Source organism: Streptomyces sp. DSM 40750, assembly GCF_024612035.1.
In the GTDB taxonomy this organism is placed as follows: Bacteria; Actinomycetota; Actinomycetes; order Streptomycetales; family Streptomycetaceae; genus Streptomyces.
Genome location: NZ_CP102513.1, coordinates 3733263 through 3750770, shown reverse-complemented (window position 1 = coordinate 3750770; position 17508 = coordinate 3733263). Strand labels below are relative to the sequence as shown.

At 71.6% G+C, this 17508-nt stretch carries 10 protein-coding genes; 1 reads left to right on the top strand and 9 read right to left on the bottom strand.

All coding sequences use genetic code 11. The features are described from left to right. Positions 1 to 112: 112 nt before the first annotated feature. The 5 genes from fxsT to JIX55_RS16755 form a co-directional block, all read right to left on the bottom strand. Entirely contained in the window at positions 113 to 4060 is a 3948-nt protein-coding gene (gene fxsT, locus JIX55_RS16775; RefSeq protein ID WP_257564137.1) for an FxSxx-COOH system tetratricopeptide repeat protein, read from the bottom strand. Further along, the gene (locus JIX55_RS16770; RefSeq protein ID WP_257564136.1) at positions 4057 to 5388 is read right to left on the bottom strand and encodes a TIR-like protein FxsC; all 1332 of its coding nucleotides are present in this window, start codon (positions 5386 to 5388) and stop codon (positions 4057 to 4059) included. The genes fxsT and JIX55_RS16770 overlap by 4 nt, the downstream gene beginning before the upstream one ends. A 99-nt stretch (positions 5389 to 5487) precedes the next feature. Continuing rightward, positions 5488 to 6261: an AAC(3) family N-acetyltransferase gene (locus tag JIX55_RS16765; protein WP_257564135.1), complete on the bottom strand. Its 774-nt coding sequence runs from the start codon at positions 6259 to 6261 to the stop codon at positions 5488 to 5490. Further along, the gene (gene fxsBH / locus JIX55_RS16760; RefSeq protein ID WP_257564134.1) at positions 6254 to 8410 is read right to left on the bottom strand and encodes a radical SAM/SPASM protein FxsBH, inactivated beta-hydroxylase extension form; all 2157 of its coding nucleotides are present in this window, start codon (positions 8408 to 8410) and stop codon (positions 6254 to 6256) included. Before fxsBH ends, JIX55_RS16765 begins: the two co-directional genes overlap by 8 nt. Before the next feature lie 98 nt (positions 8411 to 8508). After that, positions 8509 to 8688: a hypothetical protein gene (locus tag JIX55_RS16755; protein ID WP_257564133.1), complete on the bottom strand. Its 180-nt coding sequence runs from the start codon at positions 8686 to 8688 to the stop codon at positions 8509 to 8511. 254 nt (positions 8689 to 8942) lie between these two features. Between JIX55_RS16755 and JIX55_RS16750 the strand changes: the two genes are divergently transcribed. Then, positions 8943 to 9857, top strand: a complete 915-nt coding sequence (locus JIX55_RS16750) for a DUF4231 domain-containing protein (protein ID WP_257564132.1) — start codon at positions 8943 to 8945, stop codon at positions 9855 to 9857. A gap of 26 nt (positions 9858 to 9883) precedes the next feature. Here the strand turns inward: JIX55_RS16750 and JIX55_RS16745 are convergent, their stop codons facing one another. The 4 genes from JIX55_RS16745 to JIX55_RS16730 form a co-directional block, all read right to left on the bottom strand. Continuing rightward, positions 9884 to 10360, bottom strand: a complete 477-nt coding sequence (locus JIX55_RS16745; protein WP_257564131.1) for a hypothetical protein — start codon at positions 10358 to 10360, stop codon at positions 9884 to 9886. Between the two features lie 251 nt (positions 10361 to 10611). After that, the gene (locus JIX55_RS16740) at positions 10612 to 11649 is read right to left on the bottom strand and encodes a rod shape-determining protein (RefSeq protein WP_257569351.1); all 1038 of its coding nucleotides are present in this window, start codon (positions 11647 to 11649) and stop codon (positions 10612 to 10614) included. A gap of 164 nt (positions 11650 to 11813) precedes the next feature. Continuing rightward, positions 11814 to 16472, bottom strand: coding sequence for an SAV_2336 N-terminal domain-related protein (locus tag JIX55_RS16735; protein ID WP_257564130.1), 4659 nt, complete (start codon positions 16470 to 16472; stop codon positions 11814 to 11816). Continuing rightward, complete coding sequence (locus JIX55_RS16730; RefSeq protein ID WP_257564129.1) at positions 16472 to 17491, bottom strand: AAA family ATPase; 1020 nt, start codon at positions 17489 to 17491, stop codon at positions 16472 to 16474. Before JIX55_RS16730 ends, JIX55_RS16735 begins: the two co-directional genes overlap by 1 nt. Positions 17492 to 17508: the final 17 nt, after the last annotated feature.

Genomic DNA, 17508 nt, shown 5'->3' with positions numbered 1-17508 from the left:
ACGGCATGGGGCGCGCCCGGAGTCCTTCAGGGGCGCGGGGAACTGCGCGAGCAACCACACACCACCCGCACCCCCCAACGCATCCGCAGCCCCCCACCCCATGACGTGGACGTCACACCGCCAGCGGCTCCAGATCCCGGTAAACCCGCCGCCGCTGCCCCACCAGCCGCGTGATCCCGTTCCCCTCACCCAGCTGCCGACTGAGCCGGCGCAGGTCGGCGAGGGTCGCCTCACGCAGCCGCTGGGCCTCCTCCTCCCGCCCCAGCGAGCGCAGCGTCAGCGCGGAGTTGCTGATGACGGCGAGGGTTTCGGGGTGCTGGGGGCCGAGGACGGACTTGAGGATGTTGCGGGCCGGCTCCTCCAGGGCCCAGGCCTCCTCCGGACGGCCCTGTTCCGCCAGTACGTTGGCGTGGTTCGCGCGGGCGAAAAGCGTGTGCGGGTGCTCGTCGCCGAGGGTCGCCGCCATGCGCTCCGTCACCTGCCGGAACACATCCCCGGCCTCTTCGGCGTCCCCGCAGGCCCAGAGATAGATACCCAGGTTGTTGAGCGCGGCCTGGGTGTAGGGGTGCTCCTTGCCCGGGACCTTCACATAGTGCTCCAGCACGCTCCTGACGGTCTCCCGCGCCCGGTCGGGCTCGTCGGCGGCGTACAGGTCCGCCGCCAGGTTCAGCTCGCAGGCGAGGGAGTCCGGGATCGGCTCCGGATACTTGTCCCGGGTGTACTGGGTCCGGTACTGGGTGAGCGTCGCCCGGGTCAGCCGGTGCGCGTCCACGAACTGGCCCGCCCGCCGCAGCGACACCGCGAGCGACTTGGCGCAGCTGAGCGTGCCGGGGAAGTCCTTGCCGAGGATCCGCTTGTGCGTCTCGTACGCCTCCGACAGGACCGCCACCGAGTCGGTGTAGCGGCCGACCTCGCGCAGATCGCGGCCGAGGCCCTGGGCCGAGATCAGGGTGTAGGGGTGGTCGGGGCCGAGGACCTCGCGGCGGCGAGCGTAGGTGTCCTGGTCGACGTCACGGGCCTCGTTGTAGTGGCCGACCATGCGCAGCGCGAGCGCGAGGTTGTTCGCCGCGTTGAGGGTACGGCTGTTGGATTCGTCGAAGATCTGACGGAACCCCTGGTGGGCCTCGCGGGCGAGCTCCACCGCCCGGGTGTACTCGCCCATGGCGGCGAGGTCGCTGGCGAGGCTGGAGGTGGTGACGTAGGTGTGCGGATGGGTGGGGCCGAGGACCCTCAGCTGCCGCTCGCGCACCTCCTCGTCGATGTCGCGGGCCTCCACGAAACGCCCCTGGGTGCGCAACACGTTGGCGAGTTGCCCGTGCAGGTACATGTACTGCATGTCGTCCTTGCCGAGCGTCTCCTTCCAGTACCCCAGCAGGTCCTCGGCGAGTTTCCGGGCACCGGGGAAGTCGCCGCGCTTCCACAGGTAGCGGACCCGGTCGATGAGCAGCCGGCGGGGCTCGGCCTCGTGGCACCTGCGCAGCTCGGAGGCGGCCAGATGCGGCCAGATGATCGCGAACCGAGGCCAGGTCTCGGCGTCATCGATGGGTTCGTCGCCGGGCGGACGGGCGCCGACGAGCATGGCGTGGACGACGTGCCGGGCCTGCCGCTGCTCCTCCTCCGTGAGCCGGGAGCGGATCACGGCCTGCACCAGCCGGTGGACCTGGATGCTGGTGCTGGCCTGGTCGACCTTGGCGAGGGCGAAGCGGCCGATCTCCCGGATGACCCGGCCCAGCATCAGGCTCTCCTGGAGACTGGGGTCGACCTTCTTCAGCTCGTCGAGCAGCTCCTTGCTGTACAGCAGGTGCGAGGAGATCGGCTCGGGGGCCATGAAGGCGCACAGCTGGAGCAGCCGGACCGAGGCGGGGGAGCGTTCCCGCAGCCGGGCGATCGAGATGTTCCAGGTCGCCGCCACCGTCTCCGGGTAGTCGGAGGCCTGGTTGAGGTCCAGCACACCGGTGGTCTGCTCGTTCAGCTGCCGCAGGTACTCCTCGATGGGAGTGGCGGTCTCGGCGAGCCAGGCCGCCGCCTGCTCCACGGCCAGCGGCAGGTCGCCCACCGCCTCCGCCACGCGGTCGGCCTCGTCGGCGCTCAGTCCGGGGGCGCGCCGGGAGAGGTGCTCGACGCTCTCCTGACGCGGGAAGACGTCGACGGGCAGGGAGGTGCCCCGCTGCTCCCAGGTCTGGTTGCGGGAGGTGACGAGGATGTGCCCGCCGCCCTGGGGGAAGAACCCGGTGAGTTCCTCGGGGTTGTCGGCGTTGTCGAAGACGAGGATCCAGCGCTTGGTCGGCACGCCCTCGGCGAGCATCCGTATGGTCTCCCGGCTGACCTGCGTCATGTCGTCGCCGCCGGGCGCGCCGATCCGGGCACCCAGTTCGGCCAGGGCGGAGGTGACGCCGTCGCCGCGCTCGGCGGAGATCCACCACACCAGGTCGTAGTCGGCCATGAACCGGTGCACGTACTCCAGGGCGACCTGTGTCTTGCCGACGCCGCCGAGGCCGAAGAGGGTCTTGGGCTGGGTGCCCACGGCCGACGACCCGCCGCGGAGCTGCTCGCGCAGTTCGTCGAGGATCCGTCCGCGGCCGGTGAAGGTGGTGTTGCGTTGCGGGGCGTTCCACACGGTGGGGGCGCTGCCAGGGAAGCGGGGCTCCACGGTGGCGAGGTCGTCGGGCCGCTCCGGCAGCTTCAGCGCGCCGAGCAGGGCACCGACGCACTGGGTCGCGTCGAGCCGGTACAGGTCCACCGGCTCGTGGTCGACGTAGGCGTCGGGGAAGCGGGCCTCGTCGACGCGCAGCGGCACCGTCGTGGTGCGCGGCATCGCCAGGGCGGTGTCGGTGAGGGAGCGCCAGGTCGCGTGGGCGTGCCGGGATTTCTGGAAGGCGTGGGACAGCAGCAGCAGGGCGCGGGTCGCCGTGTCCAGGTGCTCCGGCGGGCCGGCGGACACGTCGTGCAGGGTGACGTTGCAGCCGGTCTGCCTCAGGACGGCCTCCACCCAGTCCGCCCACATCCGGTTCTCCGCCGCGTACACCACGACGATGTCCGTCATCGGCTGCCGCCGGGTGAACGCCTCCAGACAGCGCTGCCGCACCGGCTCGGGCACCGGCGGCAGCGCGGTGACCTCGCCGTCGGAGATCACCTTCGTCAGCCGTTCGAAGGCGGACAGCAGGGAGTTCGCGATGTTGCTCTTGTCCCCGACCGTCGCGAGCGTCTCTTCATAGGCGTAGAACGGCACGTACGGTATCTCCATCGCGCCCCAGTAGGCGTCCTGCTGCTCGGCGCTCAGCTCCCCGCCGTCGAGGCCCCGGGGCAGCCCCTCGAACCGCAGCCGGGCCAGGGCGCGGCCCGCGTCTACCTTCCGCTTCTCGCCCTCGTCGATGCGCATCAGCACCGGCAGCACCCTGATCCGCCGCTTGTGCTGGCCCCCTTCGACGCTGCGGGCCACCGCGGCGGCCCCGTCCAGGGACTGGCCGCTGAGCGTGAAGCAGTCGACGAGCACGTCGGGCATCTGGATGGTGCAGATGTCCGCGCTGTCCGACAGGCCGGTACGGCTGTCGATCAGGATGTAGTCGTACGAGCCCTTCATGTCCTCGCGCAGCGCGTCCAGGAACTGGCCGCCGCCCAGCCGCTCGTAGAAGTTGTCCCACTCGAACGACGACACGGTCGCCGAGTACTCCCGGTTCCGCCGGCCGGCGGAGAGGAAGTCGAGCGAGCCGCCGTCGGGGAAGGACAGCCCGAGCCGCTCGGGGCTGAGGGACACGGCGTGCTGCTCGACGCGGGCGTAGTCCCGGTGCCAGGGGCCGGTGCGCGGGCCTCCGGTGGTCGCGGCCCAGCAGTACTCGGTGATCATGTCGATGACCCCGGTGGTGGACGCGAGGACGCTCAGGTCGAGGAAGGGCTGGAAGAAGCGGTCGAGGCCCGGGGCCTCCAGGTCCCAGTCGACGGCCAGGACGCGCTTGCCGTTGGCGGCCAGGATCCAGGCCGCGTTGGCCAGGGCCATCGTGCGGCCCGTACCGCCCTTGTACGAGTAGAAGGTGATGATGCGTCCGTCCTGACGGGCAGTCATTCTTGTCCTCCGTGGTCGGAATCCGCATCGGGGTCGGTCGGGCCGGCGAGACTGAGCCGCGGCCGGGGTGTGACCGGGCCGGGTGGCGGGTGGGCCTTCGCGTGCCTGAGGAACTGCCGGGTCGCCTGGGCCACGACCACCGGCAGTATCTCGGTGAACTGTTTCAGGGTGGGTACGCCGTTGACCGCGGCCCAGCACTTGGCGCGGCGCCCCCGCTCCAGGATCAGCGGCAGGGTGTCCTCCAGTTGCTCCTTCAGCCGCTCGCCCTGTTCACCGCGGCACTGGAGGTCGAGGCGGTTCCAGGGGACGATCGCGCCGACCCAGGGGTGGGCGGCCGAGTCGAACGTCTTGAGCCGGTGCCGCCGGTCCCGGTCGAGCAGGGCCCAGCGGTCGAGCAGCAGGATCCCCGGCTGGGGCTCGGGCGGCTGCCCGGTCCCGTCCGCGTCGGAGTCGGCCGCGGTGAGGCCGTCGGTGCCGGGGTCCGGGAGGTCGAAGTCCGAGACGGTGATGCGGTAGTCGAGCGATCGGATCAACTCCTCCGCCAGCGCGGACAGCGGGCGCCTCGCCTCACCGTGGTACGGGTTCCACTCCGTGGCGTCCTCGCCGTACGGGGTGGCGTCCCGGCCCTCCGGTACGGAACTCCGGCTCGGCGCCACCACGGTGAGGTGGATACGGCGCGGCCCCTCGCCGTGCGGTCGGAACGCGCTGTGCGTGGACTCGTACGGCCGGGGCCGGCTCGACGGCAGCGGGGTGTTCTCGGCGACCTGCACGATCCGCTGGGCGAGGCCGAACACGATCTCCTCGTACTCGTCCCGCAGCCGCTTGAGTTTGATCAGTCCGTAGATCCCGTACGACGTGTAGCGCTCGCTGAACTTGGAGCGCTCGACCTGGATCTGCCGGACGGACTCGGGGAGCCCTTCGAGGTCCATGCCCGTCCACAGTGCCGGGACTATGGCCGGGATGTCACCGAGGCCGGCGTTGCGTGCCTCGCGTATGCGCTCGTCGAAGGTGAACCACTCGCGGCCGCAGTTGTCGCTGGAGAAATAGCGGGGCGAGTACAGCGGGACGAACACGCGGCAGTGCGCCAGGTTCTCACTGAGCCGGTCCGGCCAGCCCTCCCCGGACCGCATCTCCCGGTCCAGGAATCCCGCGGGCGTCCCCCGCGGATGAGCGGTGAGGGCCAGGACGTCCGCGCACAGATCCTTGTACAGCGTGTGCACCCAGTGGTCGGGATCACCGCTGTCCGGTCCCGAAGGCGGAGTGTGCGCATAACTGAGAAAAAAGTACGGACGATTGTCCGGAGCCCGCCCCCGCGCAGAAGTGTCCACACGCCCCCGCCTTTCGATGCCCTCGTGTGCCCCCGCCCAGGCGCCCTCCAGCCGGAACCAACAATGTGCCCGATCAACTCCCCCGGCACATGGCTCGTTTCACGTCATTTCAGAGCGATATCCGGACATCAGGTGCTGGGCTGTGTCGACAGCATCGCGCATCCCGAACAGAAACGTCGGTTTTCCCGCGAAATCCCATTCCGTGAACAAACCATGAGGTAAACGAGCACCGATCGCCGCGAAGTCGCCGTCGTAGAGGGAGAGGTCCTCGTACTCGATCCAGTTGCCCTTGTCCTCCACCACGCAGCGGTAGGTCCGGGTCGGGGGCGGTGGGGTCATCCGGTACTCGGCGAGATGGAAGGCGGTGCACACCTCGAAGCCGACGCGGAGCAGCAGGACCTGGGCGTCCGCCCTGTACAGCGCGGCCATCGGGGACCGCTCGCCGAGGTGGCAGTACGGGTCGTGGCCGGCGAGCAGCTCCTCGGCCCGGCGCCCGATCGCGGCGAAGGAGGTCTGCGGATGGGCGCTGCGGACCGCGCCGGGCGTGGTCCGCACGCACTCGGCGAGCGCGCCCATGGTCGGGCAGGGTGTGGCGTTCGGCTCGAACGGGAGCATCGACGCGCGGAAGTCGGCCTTCTCCCGCTCGGTCATCCCCTCGGTACGGCTGTGGTACGAGGGGGAGGTGTCGGAGTTCTCCGGGGTGAAGGCGGGCACGACGAGCGTGCCGTCGGGGCCGAGCGTGTCGAGGAGGGCGTTCCGTACCTCGGTCGGGCTCCACCCGGTGCCGCGCAGCGAGGAGTGCACCATGAGGACGCCGCCCGGTCGGACGCCCAAGCGGGCGAGGAGGTCCGGGAGTCGAGTGACATCAACCATGCACCACCGCCAGCTCCGTACGCAGTTCGGTCGCCAAGTAGCCTCCGCTCTCGGTGAGTTGATGTTCCGAGGAGGAGGCGAGCGTGTCCAGGGCCTCGCGCGCCCGCCGCAGCAGCGGTTCGGCGGTGGCGGACCGGGCCGCGCCGGCCCTTCCCACACACGCGCTCGCCTCGTCGAGCAACCGCCCGGCGGCGCTGCCCGGCACGTTCAGGTCCGTGATCTCCCGCAGTGCGGCGAGCCGGGAGCTGCGTCCCAGGAGCGGCAGTTCCCGTACGAACTCGTCGGACTCGAAGTCGACGGCGACACCGAGCGCGCCGAACGCGTGCGTGCCGAGCCGTAGTCCGGAGCCCGCCGCGAGGGGGGTGACCGTGGTGACGAGGGGTGCGTTGGCGCCCTTGCGCCAGCCGGGCTCCTGACTGTCCAGCGCCTCGTGGGCCGCGCGCAGCCGCTTGCCGAAGAGGGCCAGGTCGCTCGGGGACAGCGGGTCCGCGACCGGCGCCTCGAAGCAGTCGCGGTACGGGTCGGCGTCGTCGATGAGCAGCGTCGGTCCGTCGGTGAGTTCCGTGGCCTCCAACGGCCGCCATTCAACGGTGAGTTCGGTGCCGTCGTCATCCGTGCCGCGCACCTGGAGACCGCTCGCCGTGACCGCGCACACGACCCGCCCGGGTGCCGAGAGCCGCAGGGTCCCGAGGGTCGGGAGGTGGAGGTCCCGGCCGGGCTGGTGCCAGGTGAGGGTGGTCTCCGTCTCCGCCAGTACGGCTGCCGCGGTGACCGCCGCCATCAGCTGGGGGAGGTCTGCGGGGCCGTCCAGGCAGCGGCGCAGCAGGGCCCGCAGATACGGGTGGGCGAGGACGGTGTTGAGGTGCGCGGCGGTGGCGCCGTCGGAGTCCAGCTCGACCAGCACCCGCCAGGCCGCGTCCCATTCGGGGCCGCCCGCCAGCGCGGCGTTCACGCGGGTCAGTAGGGCTCGGTCCAACTCCAGCTGGGACAGCCGGAGTTCCTCGGCGTCGGAGACCGCCGGGTGGAGGGCGCGCTCGGTGATCCGCTCGGCGATCCCCTCCACCAGCCCCCGCAGGTCGGCGCAGAACACCGAGGGATTGTCGAAGCCCTTCTCGCTGCTGTACCGGTGGGCGTAGAGGCCACCGCCGCAGGACTCCACGACCGGGCAGCGGCGGCAGGTCTCGCTGACTCCCGCGATGCCCGACTGGCGGGCCCGGACGCCGGGATGCTCGGCGAACTCCGCGAAACCGTGCCGGAAGACGTCGTAGCCGGTCGCCGGGGCACCCTCGTACGCCGTCTTGAGCGAGTCCGCCTGCTCGAACGTGCCGTCGGTCTCGATCACCGCCAGATCGGACGGCGCGAGCCCCAGCGCCTCGGTGAGACTGGGGCCGCCGCGCAGGGTGCTGAGCACCGACTCGAAGGTGCGCACCGGCATGGGGCGCCCCTGCTCCTCCCACCGGTCGAAGACCTTCAGCAGCCAGTCGGCGTATGGCGTCGCCGGGCCGCCGGGCTCATGGCCGGGGGGAGGGGTGTCCCAGGTGGAGTGCGGGAGCAGATAGTCGATGCGGGGCGGATCGAGGGAGGTCAGCGCGTCGTGCACCGCCACCGGGTCATTGGCCACGTCCACGGTGCACAGGAGCCCCTGGTACAGATGCCGGTGTTCGGGGAGGCGGAGCAGTTCGACGGCCCTCAGGACCCGGTCGTAACTGCTGCGGCCCCGGCGGTCGAGCCGGTGGCGGTCGTTGGCGACACGGTCCCCGTCCAGGGAGATGCCGACCTTTACCCCGAATTCGTCGAAGACCCGCAGATGATCTCTGTTCAATCGCACGGCGTTGGTGTGAATGCGCAGATCGAGTGCGGTGACCGGGGCGAGAGCGCGGGTGAGTTCCGCGCAGATTCTTCTGAGCCGGGCCGGCCCGGCGAGGAGGGGTTCACCGCCGTGCAGAATGACCGTGACGGATTCCAGATTTCTCGCCAGCACATACTCGGTGAGGCGACGCGCGACCTGATCGAGGGTTTCCTCGGAGATGACGGTCGGTCGTGAACGCCACGACTGGTCGGATGCCTCATACACATAACAGTGGTCGCACGCCAGGTCGCACCGACTGTGGATCTTGAGCACCAGTTGCTGGATCGCGGGGTCCCTCACTTCGGCAGTGTAAGCCCTCGCGCCACTCTGGTGCAGACATGACGACGGGGCCCAACTTCCTTGATCCATAAGGAGGTTGAGGCCCCGGTTGGCCTACGTCAGATGCTGGAGGTGAACCCCGGCTTGGCGAGGTGCAGACCGCGAGCGTCCGTCACCCGTCCGGTGGAGCGCTGGGTGCGGGGCTCGTGCACGGCGACCGTCGCGAGCGGGGTGAGCCTCTTGTGGGCCGACCGGGCGGTGTCCGATCCACGCGTCGTCTTCGTGAAGGAAAGGTTCATCTCGTCGCTCCAGTTCGAAAAAAGGGACGCTGTCATCGGTCCCTTGCTGACGAGGTCGTTTTGGTCGAGGCTCGGACATGAGGGTGGACGACAGACTACAGACTTTCGCGTTTCTATCATGCGCCGACATGGGTTCGCTGCGCGATGTGACAGGGCGGTTGGCGGGGTGACTGGGGGGTGGCGATCTGGCGCTCATTCAAAATTGACGAGAGCATGACCGTTCCGTTGACTTCCAGCATCCGTACGAGGTGTGCATGGCTGTGACGCCCGGCCCCAGCACCACGGTGAGTGATCGAGACCTGTCCCCGTTGTTCCGCGTCAGCGATGAGAAGGCACTGACCCATCAGGGTGAATCATTCAGGGTGGTCCGTACCCAGCTGGTCGTCCTGCTGCTCGCCACGGCGACCGCCTCGCTGGCCGAACGGGTGGGCAGCCGTGTGCTGTCGGCCGTCGCCGCCGTGTTCTACGCCCTGACGGTCGGGATCGGCCTCTACGCCTCCCGCCGCCGCGCCCGGGCGCAATGGCAGGCCCACCGCGCCGCCGCCGAAGTGATCAAGTCGCTGGCCTGGCAGTTCATGGTCCACGGTGGGCCGTTCCACTCCCGGCTCGTCAACCCCGAGGCCCTCTTCGCCGAACGTCTGGAGGAACGCCTCAGCGAACTGCGGAAGGTGGGGTGGGAGGACCCGCGCGAGAGCGTCACCGAACTCGGGCTCGGACAGGTCACGCCGATGATGCGTACCGTGCGCGCCAAGCCGTTCGCGACCCGGCGCGACATCTATCTCCGCGACCGGGTCCTGGAGCAACTCGCCTGGTACGGCAACAAGGCCGGGCAGGCCCACCGCGCCTCCGTGCGCTGGTCCGGTGTGACGACCTTCCTGACGCTGCTGGCGCTCCTCGCCGCCGTGCTCAGGGCGGCCGGGGCGATCAGCGGCCGCTGGGACCCGACCGGCGTCCTGAGCGCCGCGGCCGCGGCGGGCGTGGCCTGGCAGGAGGTCCGGCGTCACCGGCCGCTGACGTACGCCCACTCGCTCGTCGAACAGGACCTGGACACCCTGCGGGTCGCCATGGGCACCACCGTCACCGAGGAGGGATGGGCGGACGCGGTCGCGGAGGCGGAGCGGCTGGTCTCGCCCCAGCACACGGACTGGCTCGTGCGGTTCGGATCATGACGAAGCATCAGGACGGCACGGCCGGGTCAGGCACGCCGTACACCCGGGCTCCACAGCACCGTCACCGGGACGCCCGTGAGGCGCGCGTAGTCGACGATGTCGGCCGTGCCGCCGAGTCCTCGGGCCGGGGCGCCGTCCCAGACGGCGATCATGCGGTCGGCGTGGTCGACGATGTAGCGGCCGGCCGCGTAGTACGCCTCGTCGTGGGTGCGTTCGTACGGCAGTTCCACACGGGCGGCGCAGCATTTGAGGAGGCGGCGGTAGGCGGCCCGGACCTCGTCGTCGCCCAGATGGGTCTCGTAGTCCATGCCGGGGATCACGGCGGTCAGCGGGATGCCGCTCTCCAGGGCGATCTCCGCGAAGAGCTGGTCGGCACCGGCGGCGAGGCTGCTGAGGGCCCGGGTGGCGGGACGGCCCCGTAACTCCGCCCGGATGCCCGAGCGGACGGCGGACAGGGCGGCGTCCGGGATCTCCCGGTGTCCGGTGATACCGATCCGGGTCACGGGCCCTGGCATCCCTGCGCTCACCTCCGTGGCCGCGGTCTTCACAAGTAACCCTAGCGGCGCGGGACTTCGGCGAGAATGACACGTACAGGCGTTCGGTGGGGCGTCGCGGGCTCACAGGGGCGACCGCCCTGTGACCGCCGTGGTACCGGCCGCCCCCGTGTGCTCCGGGGCGCTGCCGTTCGCAGGAATGTTCGCAGGAGGGGGCGTGGTGGTGCTGGTGGGGGGCGGCGTCGGCTCGACGTCGTAGGTCAGTCGTCCACCGGGTCCAGGCGGAGGGGTTCGAGGCGGCCCTCCAGCATGGCGCCGACGCCGACGGCGGCGCAGACGTCGGGGCGTTCGGCGATGTGGACCGGCATACCGGTCGCGTGGCGGAGCATCTGGTCGAAGCCGGGGAGGAGAGCGCTGCCGCCGACCATCATGATGCCCCGGTCGGCGAGGTCGGCCACCAGGTCGGGCGGGCAGTCGCGCAGCACCTTGCCGATGCCGTCGACCACGGCGGTGAGGGGGGTCTGGATGGCGTCGCGTACGGCCGCGGTGTCCACCTGGACCGAGCGGGCCAGCCCCGTCGCCACGTCCAGACCGTGGATCTCGGTGGAGGCGGGGCCGTGCGGGGTGAGGCCGTTGCCGGAGAGGGCCAACTGGAGCGGCCGTACGGACTGGCTGGGCAGCGTCAGCTCGTGGCGCAGTCGCAGGTGCTGCACGATCGCTTGGTCGATGGCCTCGCCGCCGACGGGGATGCGGACGGCGTTGACGACCGAGCCGAGGGAGAGGACGGCCAGCTGGGTGGCCGCCGCGCCGCACACCATGATCATGGTGGCCTCGGGCTGCTCGACGGGCAGACCGCAGCCGACCGCCGCCGCGATGAGGGTGTCGACCAGTTCCACACGGCGCGCCCCGAGGCCCACCAGGGTCTCGATCGTGGCGCGCTGGGCGAGGGGGTCCGCGTCGTGCGGGGTGCAGGCGGCCGCGCGCAGGACGGGCTTGCGGCGCAGCGTACGGCGGACCTTGTCGCCCAGCAGATGGCGCAGCATGCGCTGGGCCATCTCGATGTCGACGACCGTACCGCCGGAGACAGGACGCACGACCCGGATGTAGTCGGGCGTACGGCCCGTCATCCTCTCCGCGAACTCCCCGACCGCGATCAGTGCGCCCGTCCGCGTGTTCACGGCGGCCGCGCTCGGCTGATCCACCACGAGGCCCGCGCCCTTCACGTACACCCGGGTCCGCGCCGCCCCAAGGTCGACGCCGAAGTGGCAGCGGCGCAGCTGCTCCAGACTGGCGGTCATCGCGGTCATTGCGGATCCTCCCGAGAGCACGGGCCGTGCGGGCCGCCGCCGGTCGGCGGTTCCCTGCTTCCCTTGCATCGTGCGCGGGGCGGGCCGGGGGTGCCTGTTGGGGTGGGCCGGGTGGGGGGTGCGGCCTGGACGGGGGTTCTCTGTTTGATGCGAGGTCAGGTGGCGCGCAGCGCGTTGAGCAGCGGCTGTAGGGAGGTGACGGCGTGTTCGCAGCCCGCACGCCGAAGGGTGCGGGCGATCTGCCGGGTGCGGGCGTAACCGATGAAGGGCACCCCCAGGGCCGTCGCGGCGTCCAGTTCGGCGACCGACGAGGCGATGAACACGGTGCCGGACGGTGCGGCGCCGAGATCGACGAGCGCCTGGCCCAGCCGGTCGGGGTTCGGCATCATGAGTGTGAGATCCCAGGGGCGGGCGTAGACGCGGTCGGCGATCACCTCGGCCAGATCGTGTTCGGCCAGGTACGCCATGACGGCGGCCCTCGAATTGTCCGTGAGGACGGCGGTCACCTGGTCGGTGGAGTGCAGCTCGCGCAGCAGGGCGTCGGCGAGGGGAGTGGCGGACGACTCCTGGGTGACCGCGTTCTCCTCCAGCGCGTCGAGGAGGTCGCTCGCCTGTGCGCCGAGCGGATGGCGGGCCAGGCCCCGCAGCAGATCGAGCGGATCGTCCAGGTCCAGATCGGAGGGGAGCGGCGCCGCGCTGTGGCGATGCCGCTCCGCCAGTACGCCGGCGATCTCGCGCGCGAGCTGCCGCTCCTGGCCGGGTGAGGAGTGGAGCCGGAGCAGGGGGCCGTCGAAGCCGAGCAGGACCGTGCCGGCGCCGGCAAGCAGATCGCCGATGACGGTCCGCCTGCTCGCCGTCGCCTGCTGTGCCGCGCCCGGGGGCGGGGCCGGGACGGGCCTCAGCGTGAGCGACACGGACACCCCCGGCACCGGCCACTCGCGCACACCGTCGCGTACCGCCTGCCGCATGGGCCCCTCCTGCCCCCCGGGGTGGAGCCGGCTGATGTTCGAGGCGGCTTCGCCGAAGTGGTCGAGCAGGTGCTCCGTGATGGCGCTCGCCCCGGAGCGCACGAGGGCCACGGGGTCGGTGACGCGCCAGGACAGTTCGGCCGAGACGACGAAGTCGCCGCCGTCGGCACCGGGCAGGGACACCACGTGGGTGGACCGGCGGGGAGTGAGGTCGACGTCGTAGAACCTCGTGCTGCGCGCGGTGGGTTCACCGGGCGGGTGGTGGGGGTCGAGGAGTGTCAGTGAGCCGTCGGGCCGGGAGTGCACGACGGCCGTGCGGTCCGGGTACGCGGGGCGGGCGGCGGCGAGGTCGTGGGTGCGGAACGGGCCGCGCACCGGTGATTCGGGCTCCGGGTCGGGCCGTGCGGGCAGGTCCACGCGGCAGCACCAGGCGACGGGCCCGGCGTGCGTCGTCTCCCCGGGCACGGGTACGAAGAGGGACGGGTCGGCGAACCCGCCCACACTGATGAGGTCCGTGTACAGGACGGGGGAGAGGATGAGCAGCACGCCCCCGGCGGACGGTACGAGGTCGGGCAGGACGAGTGGCGGTTCGGTGCCGGTGGGGCTCCGGTGCCAGAGGGTGACGTGGACCTCGGGCGGGCTCTCCGACTCGAGCAGGACGTCCTGGAGTTCTCCCATGACGGGCTTCAGTACCGACAGCAGGTTGCGGGCCGAGGAGGGGGTGACCACGAAGCCGTTGTCGAGTGGGAAGAGTTCTTCCACGAAGTAGTCGGGCCGGTGGGGCAGCCGGGAGAGGGTGAGGGCGAGGACGCGGCGCGCCTGCGGGGAGTGTCCGACGAGGTCCGGGAATTCCACCGTGATGACGGGCTCCGCGGGCTCGTCGGCCGGGCGCCGCCGCTGGTGGGCGAGCGACAACAGCCGGCGCAGGTCCTGCTGGTCGGGATGGGACCGGAGCAGAGAGGTGAGGTAGTCGGCGGCGCGGTCGAACTCACCCAGTTCCAGGTCGAGTTCGGCCTTGGCGACGAACAGGCTCACACGCAGCTCGCGCAGCCGGGCGCGGGTCGCTTCCGCGGCGGAGCCCGGCACACCGTCGAGCGGGTCGCCGTACCAGAGGTCGAGGGCGGACTGCACGGCGGCGCGGGCGGCCGTCGGATCGCCTTCCCTCCGCAGGGACCTCGCCCTGGCCGCGAGCTGCTCGCAGCCGGTCACATCGATGTGGTCGACCGGCGCGTGCACCGCGAACCCGCCGTCGACCTCGGCCAAAGAACCGTAGTCCAGGACCGCCCGTACCTCCGCGACGAGCTGGTCGAGCGGAGGGGTCCTGCCGTGCTGTGCGGGCGGCTGGTCCCAGACGCCGTCGGCGAGTTCGGCCCGGGGCACGCTGCTGCCGGGCCGCGACAGCAGCACACACAGCAGGGCCCACGCGTCGGGGGACAGCGGAGCGGCGGCCGTGGTCCTGTTCCGGAGCAGGCGCGGCGGGCCCAGCAGCGCGAACCGCTGCCGGTACCGGTCCGCGAGGGTCATCGCCTCCTCGAACCGGGGTGACCGGATGGTCTCCAGCGCCTGGGCCCGGACAGCCGGGGCGCCGGACCGCAGACCGCCCGAGACCTCCGCGAACAGAGTCTCCAGCGTCTTGCGTGCGGTGCCGTCCTCGATGCCGGCACCGCGCAGGAAGGCCACCTCGTGCAGCAGCATGCCCAGGTCGTGCAGATCGGTCGCCTCGGTCCTGCCCGCCTCCGGCTCTCCCAGGGTGAGGCGGGTGATGACGGCTGTACCGTCCGGGCGCAGCACCAGCCCGTCCAGGCCCGACCGGCCCCGCACCAGGCCCTTCTCGTGCAGCGCCTCCAGCCCCGACGCGATGTCCCTGACCAGCCCGATGAGCATGCCGAACGACAGCCCGGGGCCGCTGCCCCGTACCAGTTCGTCGAAGGCGAGGCCGTCGACGAACTCGGTGACCACGTACGGAGTGGCGCCTTCGACCCCGAAGTCCCGCAGTGCGGCCACATGGTCGCTGTGGACCTCGGCCAGCGCCTGGGCCTGTCGAATGAACCCGGACTGCGTGGGCGACAGGATCGAACGGCCGGGCCGGTCGGGCGGGCCGGGCGGGTCGGGACACCAGTGCACCAGCACCGGACGGTTCAGCCTCAGGTCCTCGGCCCGTGACAGCCGAACGCCCGGCCTCCTCGGCTCCGTCAGCCGGTACCGTTCGAGGAGCACCTGCTCCCCGAAGCCCCCAAGCCGCCGAATACTCTCCGACAGCACCGTCGCGAAGGGCTCGCCGTCGGCGGTGACGTCCCCGCCGCCCGGTGCCGCGACCGGGAAGTCTCCCGCCGAGACACCGGCCAGGCGGTCGATCGGCTTCCCCGCGCGGGCGAGGAGTTCATGGGTCCGGCCGAGGTCGGTACGCGGCAGTGTCCGCAGCAGCACTTCCTGCACCCCCGGCCGCCAGGCGTACGTGCCGGGCGGACCCGGCACGGTCTTCAGGGCTCCGCTGAGGATCACCTCCGCCAGATGCCGCGGCTGGGGGGCGCGCTCGATCGCCGCCTGCACCAGCCTCATGACCGGCAGGTCGGGGGGCCCGACCGCGAGATGACCGGCCAGCCGGAACGCCTCCGGGGAGGCGAGGGAACGGAAGCGCAGGACGAGATCCTCCGGGGAGAGCCGCGCCACGTCTCCCCGGCCCTTGTCGTCCACGGGAGAGGGCGGCGGCTCCGGGCCGAGCAGCGCCACCGAGCCGGAAGTCCGGGCGCCCTGGGCCACCAGCTTCGCCCAGTTCGCCAGCCAGGGGGCCGAGGCTTCCAGGACGGGAAGCGGGAGGGAACCCGGTTCGGCGGTCCGCGTCGCGTAGGAGTCCACGGCGTACGCCGAGGCGGGCGCGGCCGGGGAGGGGGCGCTCAACGAGGCGGTGGCCGTCGGCAGCGCCGTGGTGCGCCACAGACGCTCCGGCAACGGCTGCAGCACGGCGACCGGCATCCGGGCTGCCAGGCGACGCAGCGCCGCGTACCAGCGCTCGCCCGCCGGGCCCTCCCGCCACTGCGGCCCCATGCAGTCGCTGACCAGTAGCACGACCGAACGCTCGTGCACCTCCAGGAGTCCCGGCCCGCGGACCGTCCCGTCGGAGGCGAGTGCGTGCGACTCCACCGTGCGGAAGACGCACGACTGGGACAGCGCGGTCTTCAGCTCACGGATCAGCGGCTGCCAGACGGGCATGGTCGGGCCACTGTCGTGCACCAGGTGAAGAGTGAGCCAGCGCTCGGTGGTGGGTCGCAGGACGGGCAGCCACCACTCCGGGTCGGCGTGGAGACCGGCGATGCGATGGGCGGTCGCCTCCTCGTCCAGTTCCTGGCCGACGGGGGCGGGCACCCGTCGCTTCAGCGGACGCAGTGCACGCTGGAGAGCGAGCGGGCTGGACAGCAACGGGGGCACGGGGGCGAGGAGAGCCGTATGCGTGCCCACCGTCGTGGAGTCCCCCGGCGCCACGGGACGGGGAAGCCACAGGGGGACACGGTCGTCCGGGCGCTGGGCCGGGGCGCCCGACGGGACGGGTGGGGCCGGCGGGCGGAAGGGCTTCCGTTGTTCCGGTCGCCGGGTGCCCGCGGTGTTCTCCGGCTCCTCCGGGTCCGGGAGGCCGCTGGGTGCGTCCACCGCCAAGGTCTCGGCGGTCTCCGGGTCCTCGGGTGGTCGGCCGCCGTCCGGGGCGGCGGCGGCCGGCGCCGGGGCGGGCTGCATGTGCTGGGCCAGCCACAGCAGTTCGGCCAGCTCCACGGCGGTCGGCCGTTCGCCGCCGCGCGTCCCGGCGAGCAGGCCGGCGAGCCGGGCGATCGCGTCCGCCCCCGGTGAGGCCATCAGAACAGCCCGTCCGCCTCATCGCCGGACCGGCTCAGATACGGCATCAGCTGCTCGGCCAGCTCGTCCCGGGAGACGGCGTCCAGCTCCGCCGCGCCGGTCAGGTAGATGGCGTTCAGCAGTTGGTCCGTGGCCAGTTCACCCGCCGTGCCCCGCTCCAGGAAATGGGCGATCAGCCCGCGTGCGTACTCGTCCGGTTCACCCAGGTGCGCACGGACGATCTGCTCCAGGTGCTCGTCCCGTGGCTGGTGCAGCTCAAGGCGTACGCACCGCCGTAAAAATGCCGGGGCGAACTCCCGCTCCCCGTTGCTCGTCAGCACCACGAACGGGAACGCATGGCATCTCACCCGCCCGCCCTCCACCGGCACCCGGGTGTCCGTGCCGTCGATCATCACCTGGGCGGTCGGCGTATGCCGAGCGCCCCGCACCAGCACCGGGATCTCGTACTGGCCCTCCTCCAGGACGTTCAGCAGGTCGTTCGGCAGGTCCGGGTCGCTCTTGTCGATCTCGTCGATCAGCAGGGCGCGCGGACGGCTGTACGGCAGCAGCGCCGTGCCCAGCGGGCCGAGGCGCAGATGGTCCTGGAGTTCGCCGTCCGAGGGGAGTTCCTCGGCGGCGGCGCGCTTGGCCGCGTACAGACGGGACAGTGGGTCGTACTGGTACAGGCCGTCCTGGAGGGTGGTCCGGCTGGTGATGTTCCAGCGCAGTACCGGCCCCAGCCGCAGCTCCCGTGCCACGGCGTAGGCCAGGCTCGATTTGCCGCTGCCCGGCGGACCGGTCACCAGCAGGGGCCGCCGCAGATACAGGGCGGCGTTGACGAGCTGGACCGTGCGGTCGGTGGCGAGGTAGGTGCGGGCGCGGTGTCTGCGGTCCGGCGAAGCGGCCGAGGCGTCGGCGTCCTCGGCCGGAGTCGGAAGGACGGGGCCGCCGCCGAACGCGCGCCAGGGCGGCGGGGCGGGGAGCTTTTCGATGCCGTCGTGGGGCTCGTTCGTACCTGTGTAGAGGGGCCACAGGGACATGGTTCGGGTCTCCTCGG

Bases quoted from the DNA above. Each gene is read 5' to 3' on its own strand.
- fxsT (WP_257564137.1), bottom strand. From the start codon at position 4,060: ATGACTGCCCGTCAGGACGGACGCATCATCACCTTCTACTCGTACAAG.
- JIX55_RS16740 (WP_257569351.1), bottom strand. From the start codon at position 11,649: ATGACCGCCAGTCTGGAGCAGCTGCGCCGCTGCCACTTCGGCGTCGAC.
- JIX55_RS16750 (WP_257564132.1), top strand. From the start codon at position 8,943: ATGGCTGTGACGCCCGGCCCCAGCACCACGGTGAGTGATCGAGACCTG.
- JIX55_RS16730 (WP_257564129.1), bottom strand. From the start codon at position 17,491: ATGTCCCTGTGGCCCCTCTACACAGGTACGAACGAGCCCCACGACGGC.
- JIX55_RS16735 (WP_257564130.1), bottom strand. From the start codon at position 16,472: ATGGCCTCACCGGGGGCGGACGCGATCGCCCGGCTCGCCGGCCTGCTC.
- JIX55_RS16765 (WP_257564135.1), bottom strand. From the start codon at position 6,261: ATGGTTGATGTCACTCGACTCCCGGACCTCCTCGCCCGCTTGGGCGTC.
- JIX55_RS16755 (WP_257564133.1), bottom strand. From the start codon at position 8,688: ATGAACCTTTCCTTCACGAAGACGACGCGTGGATCGGACACCGCCCGG.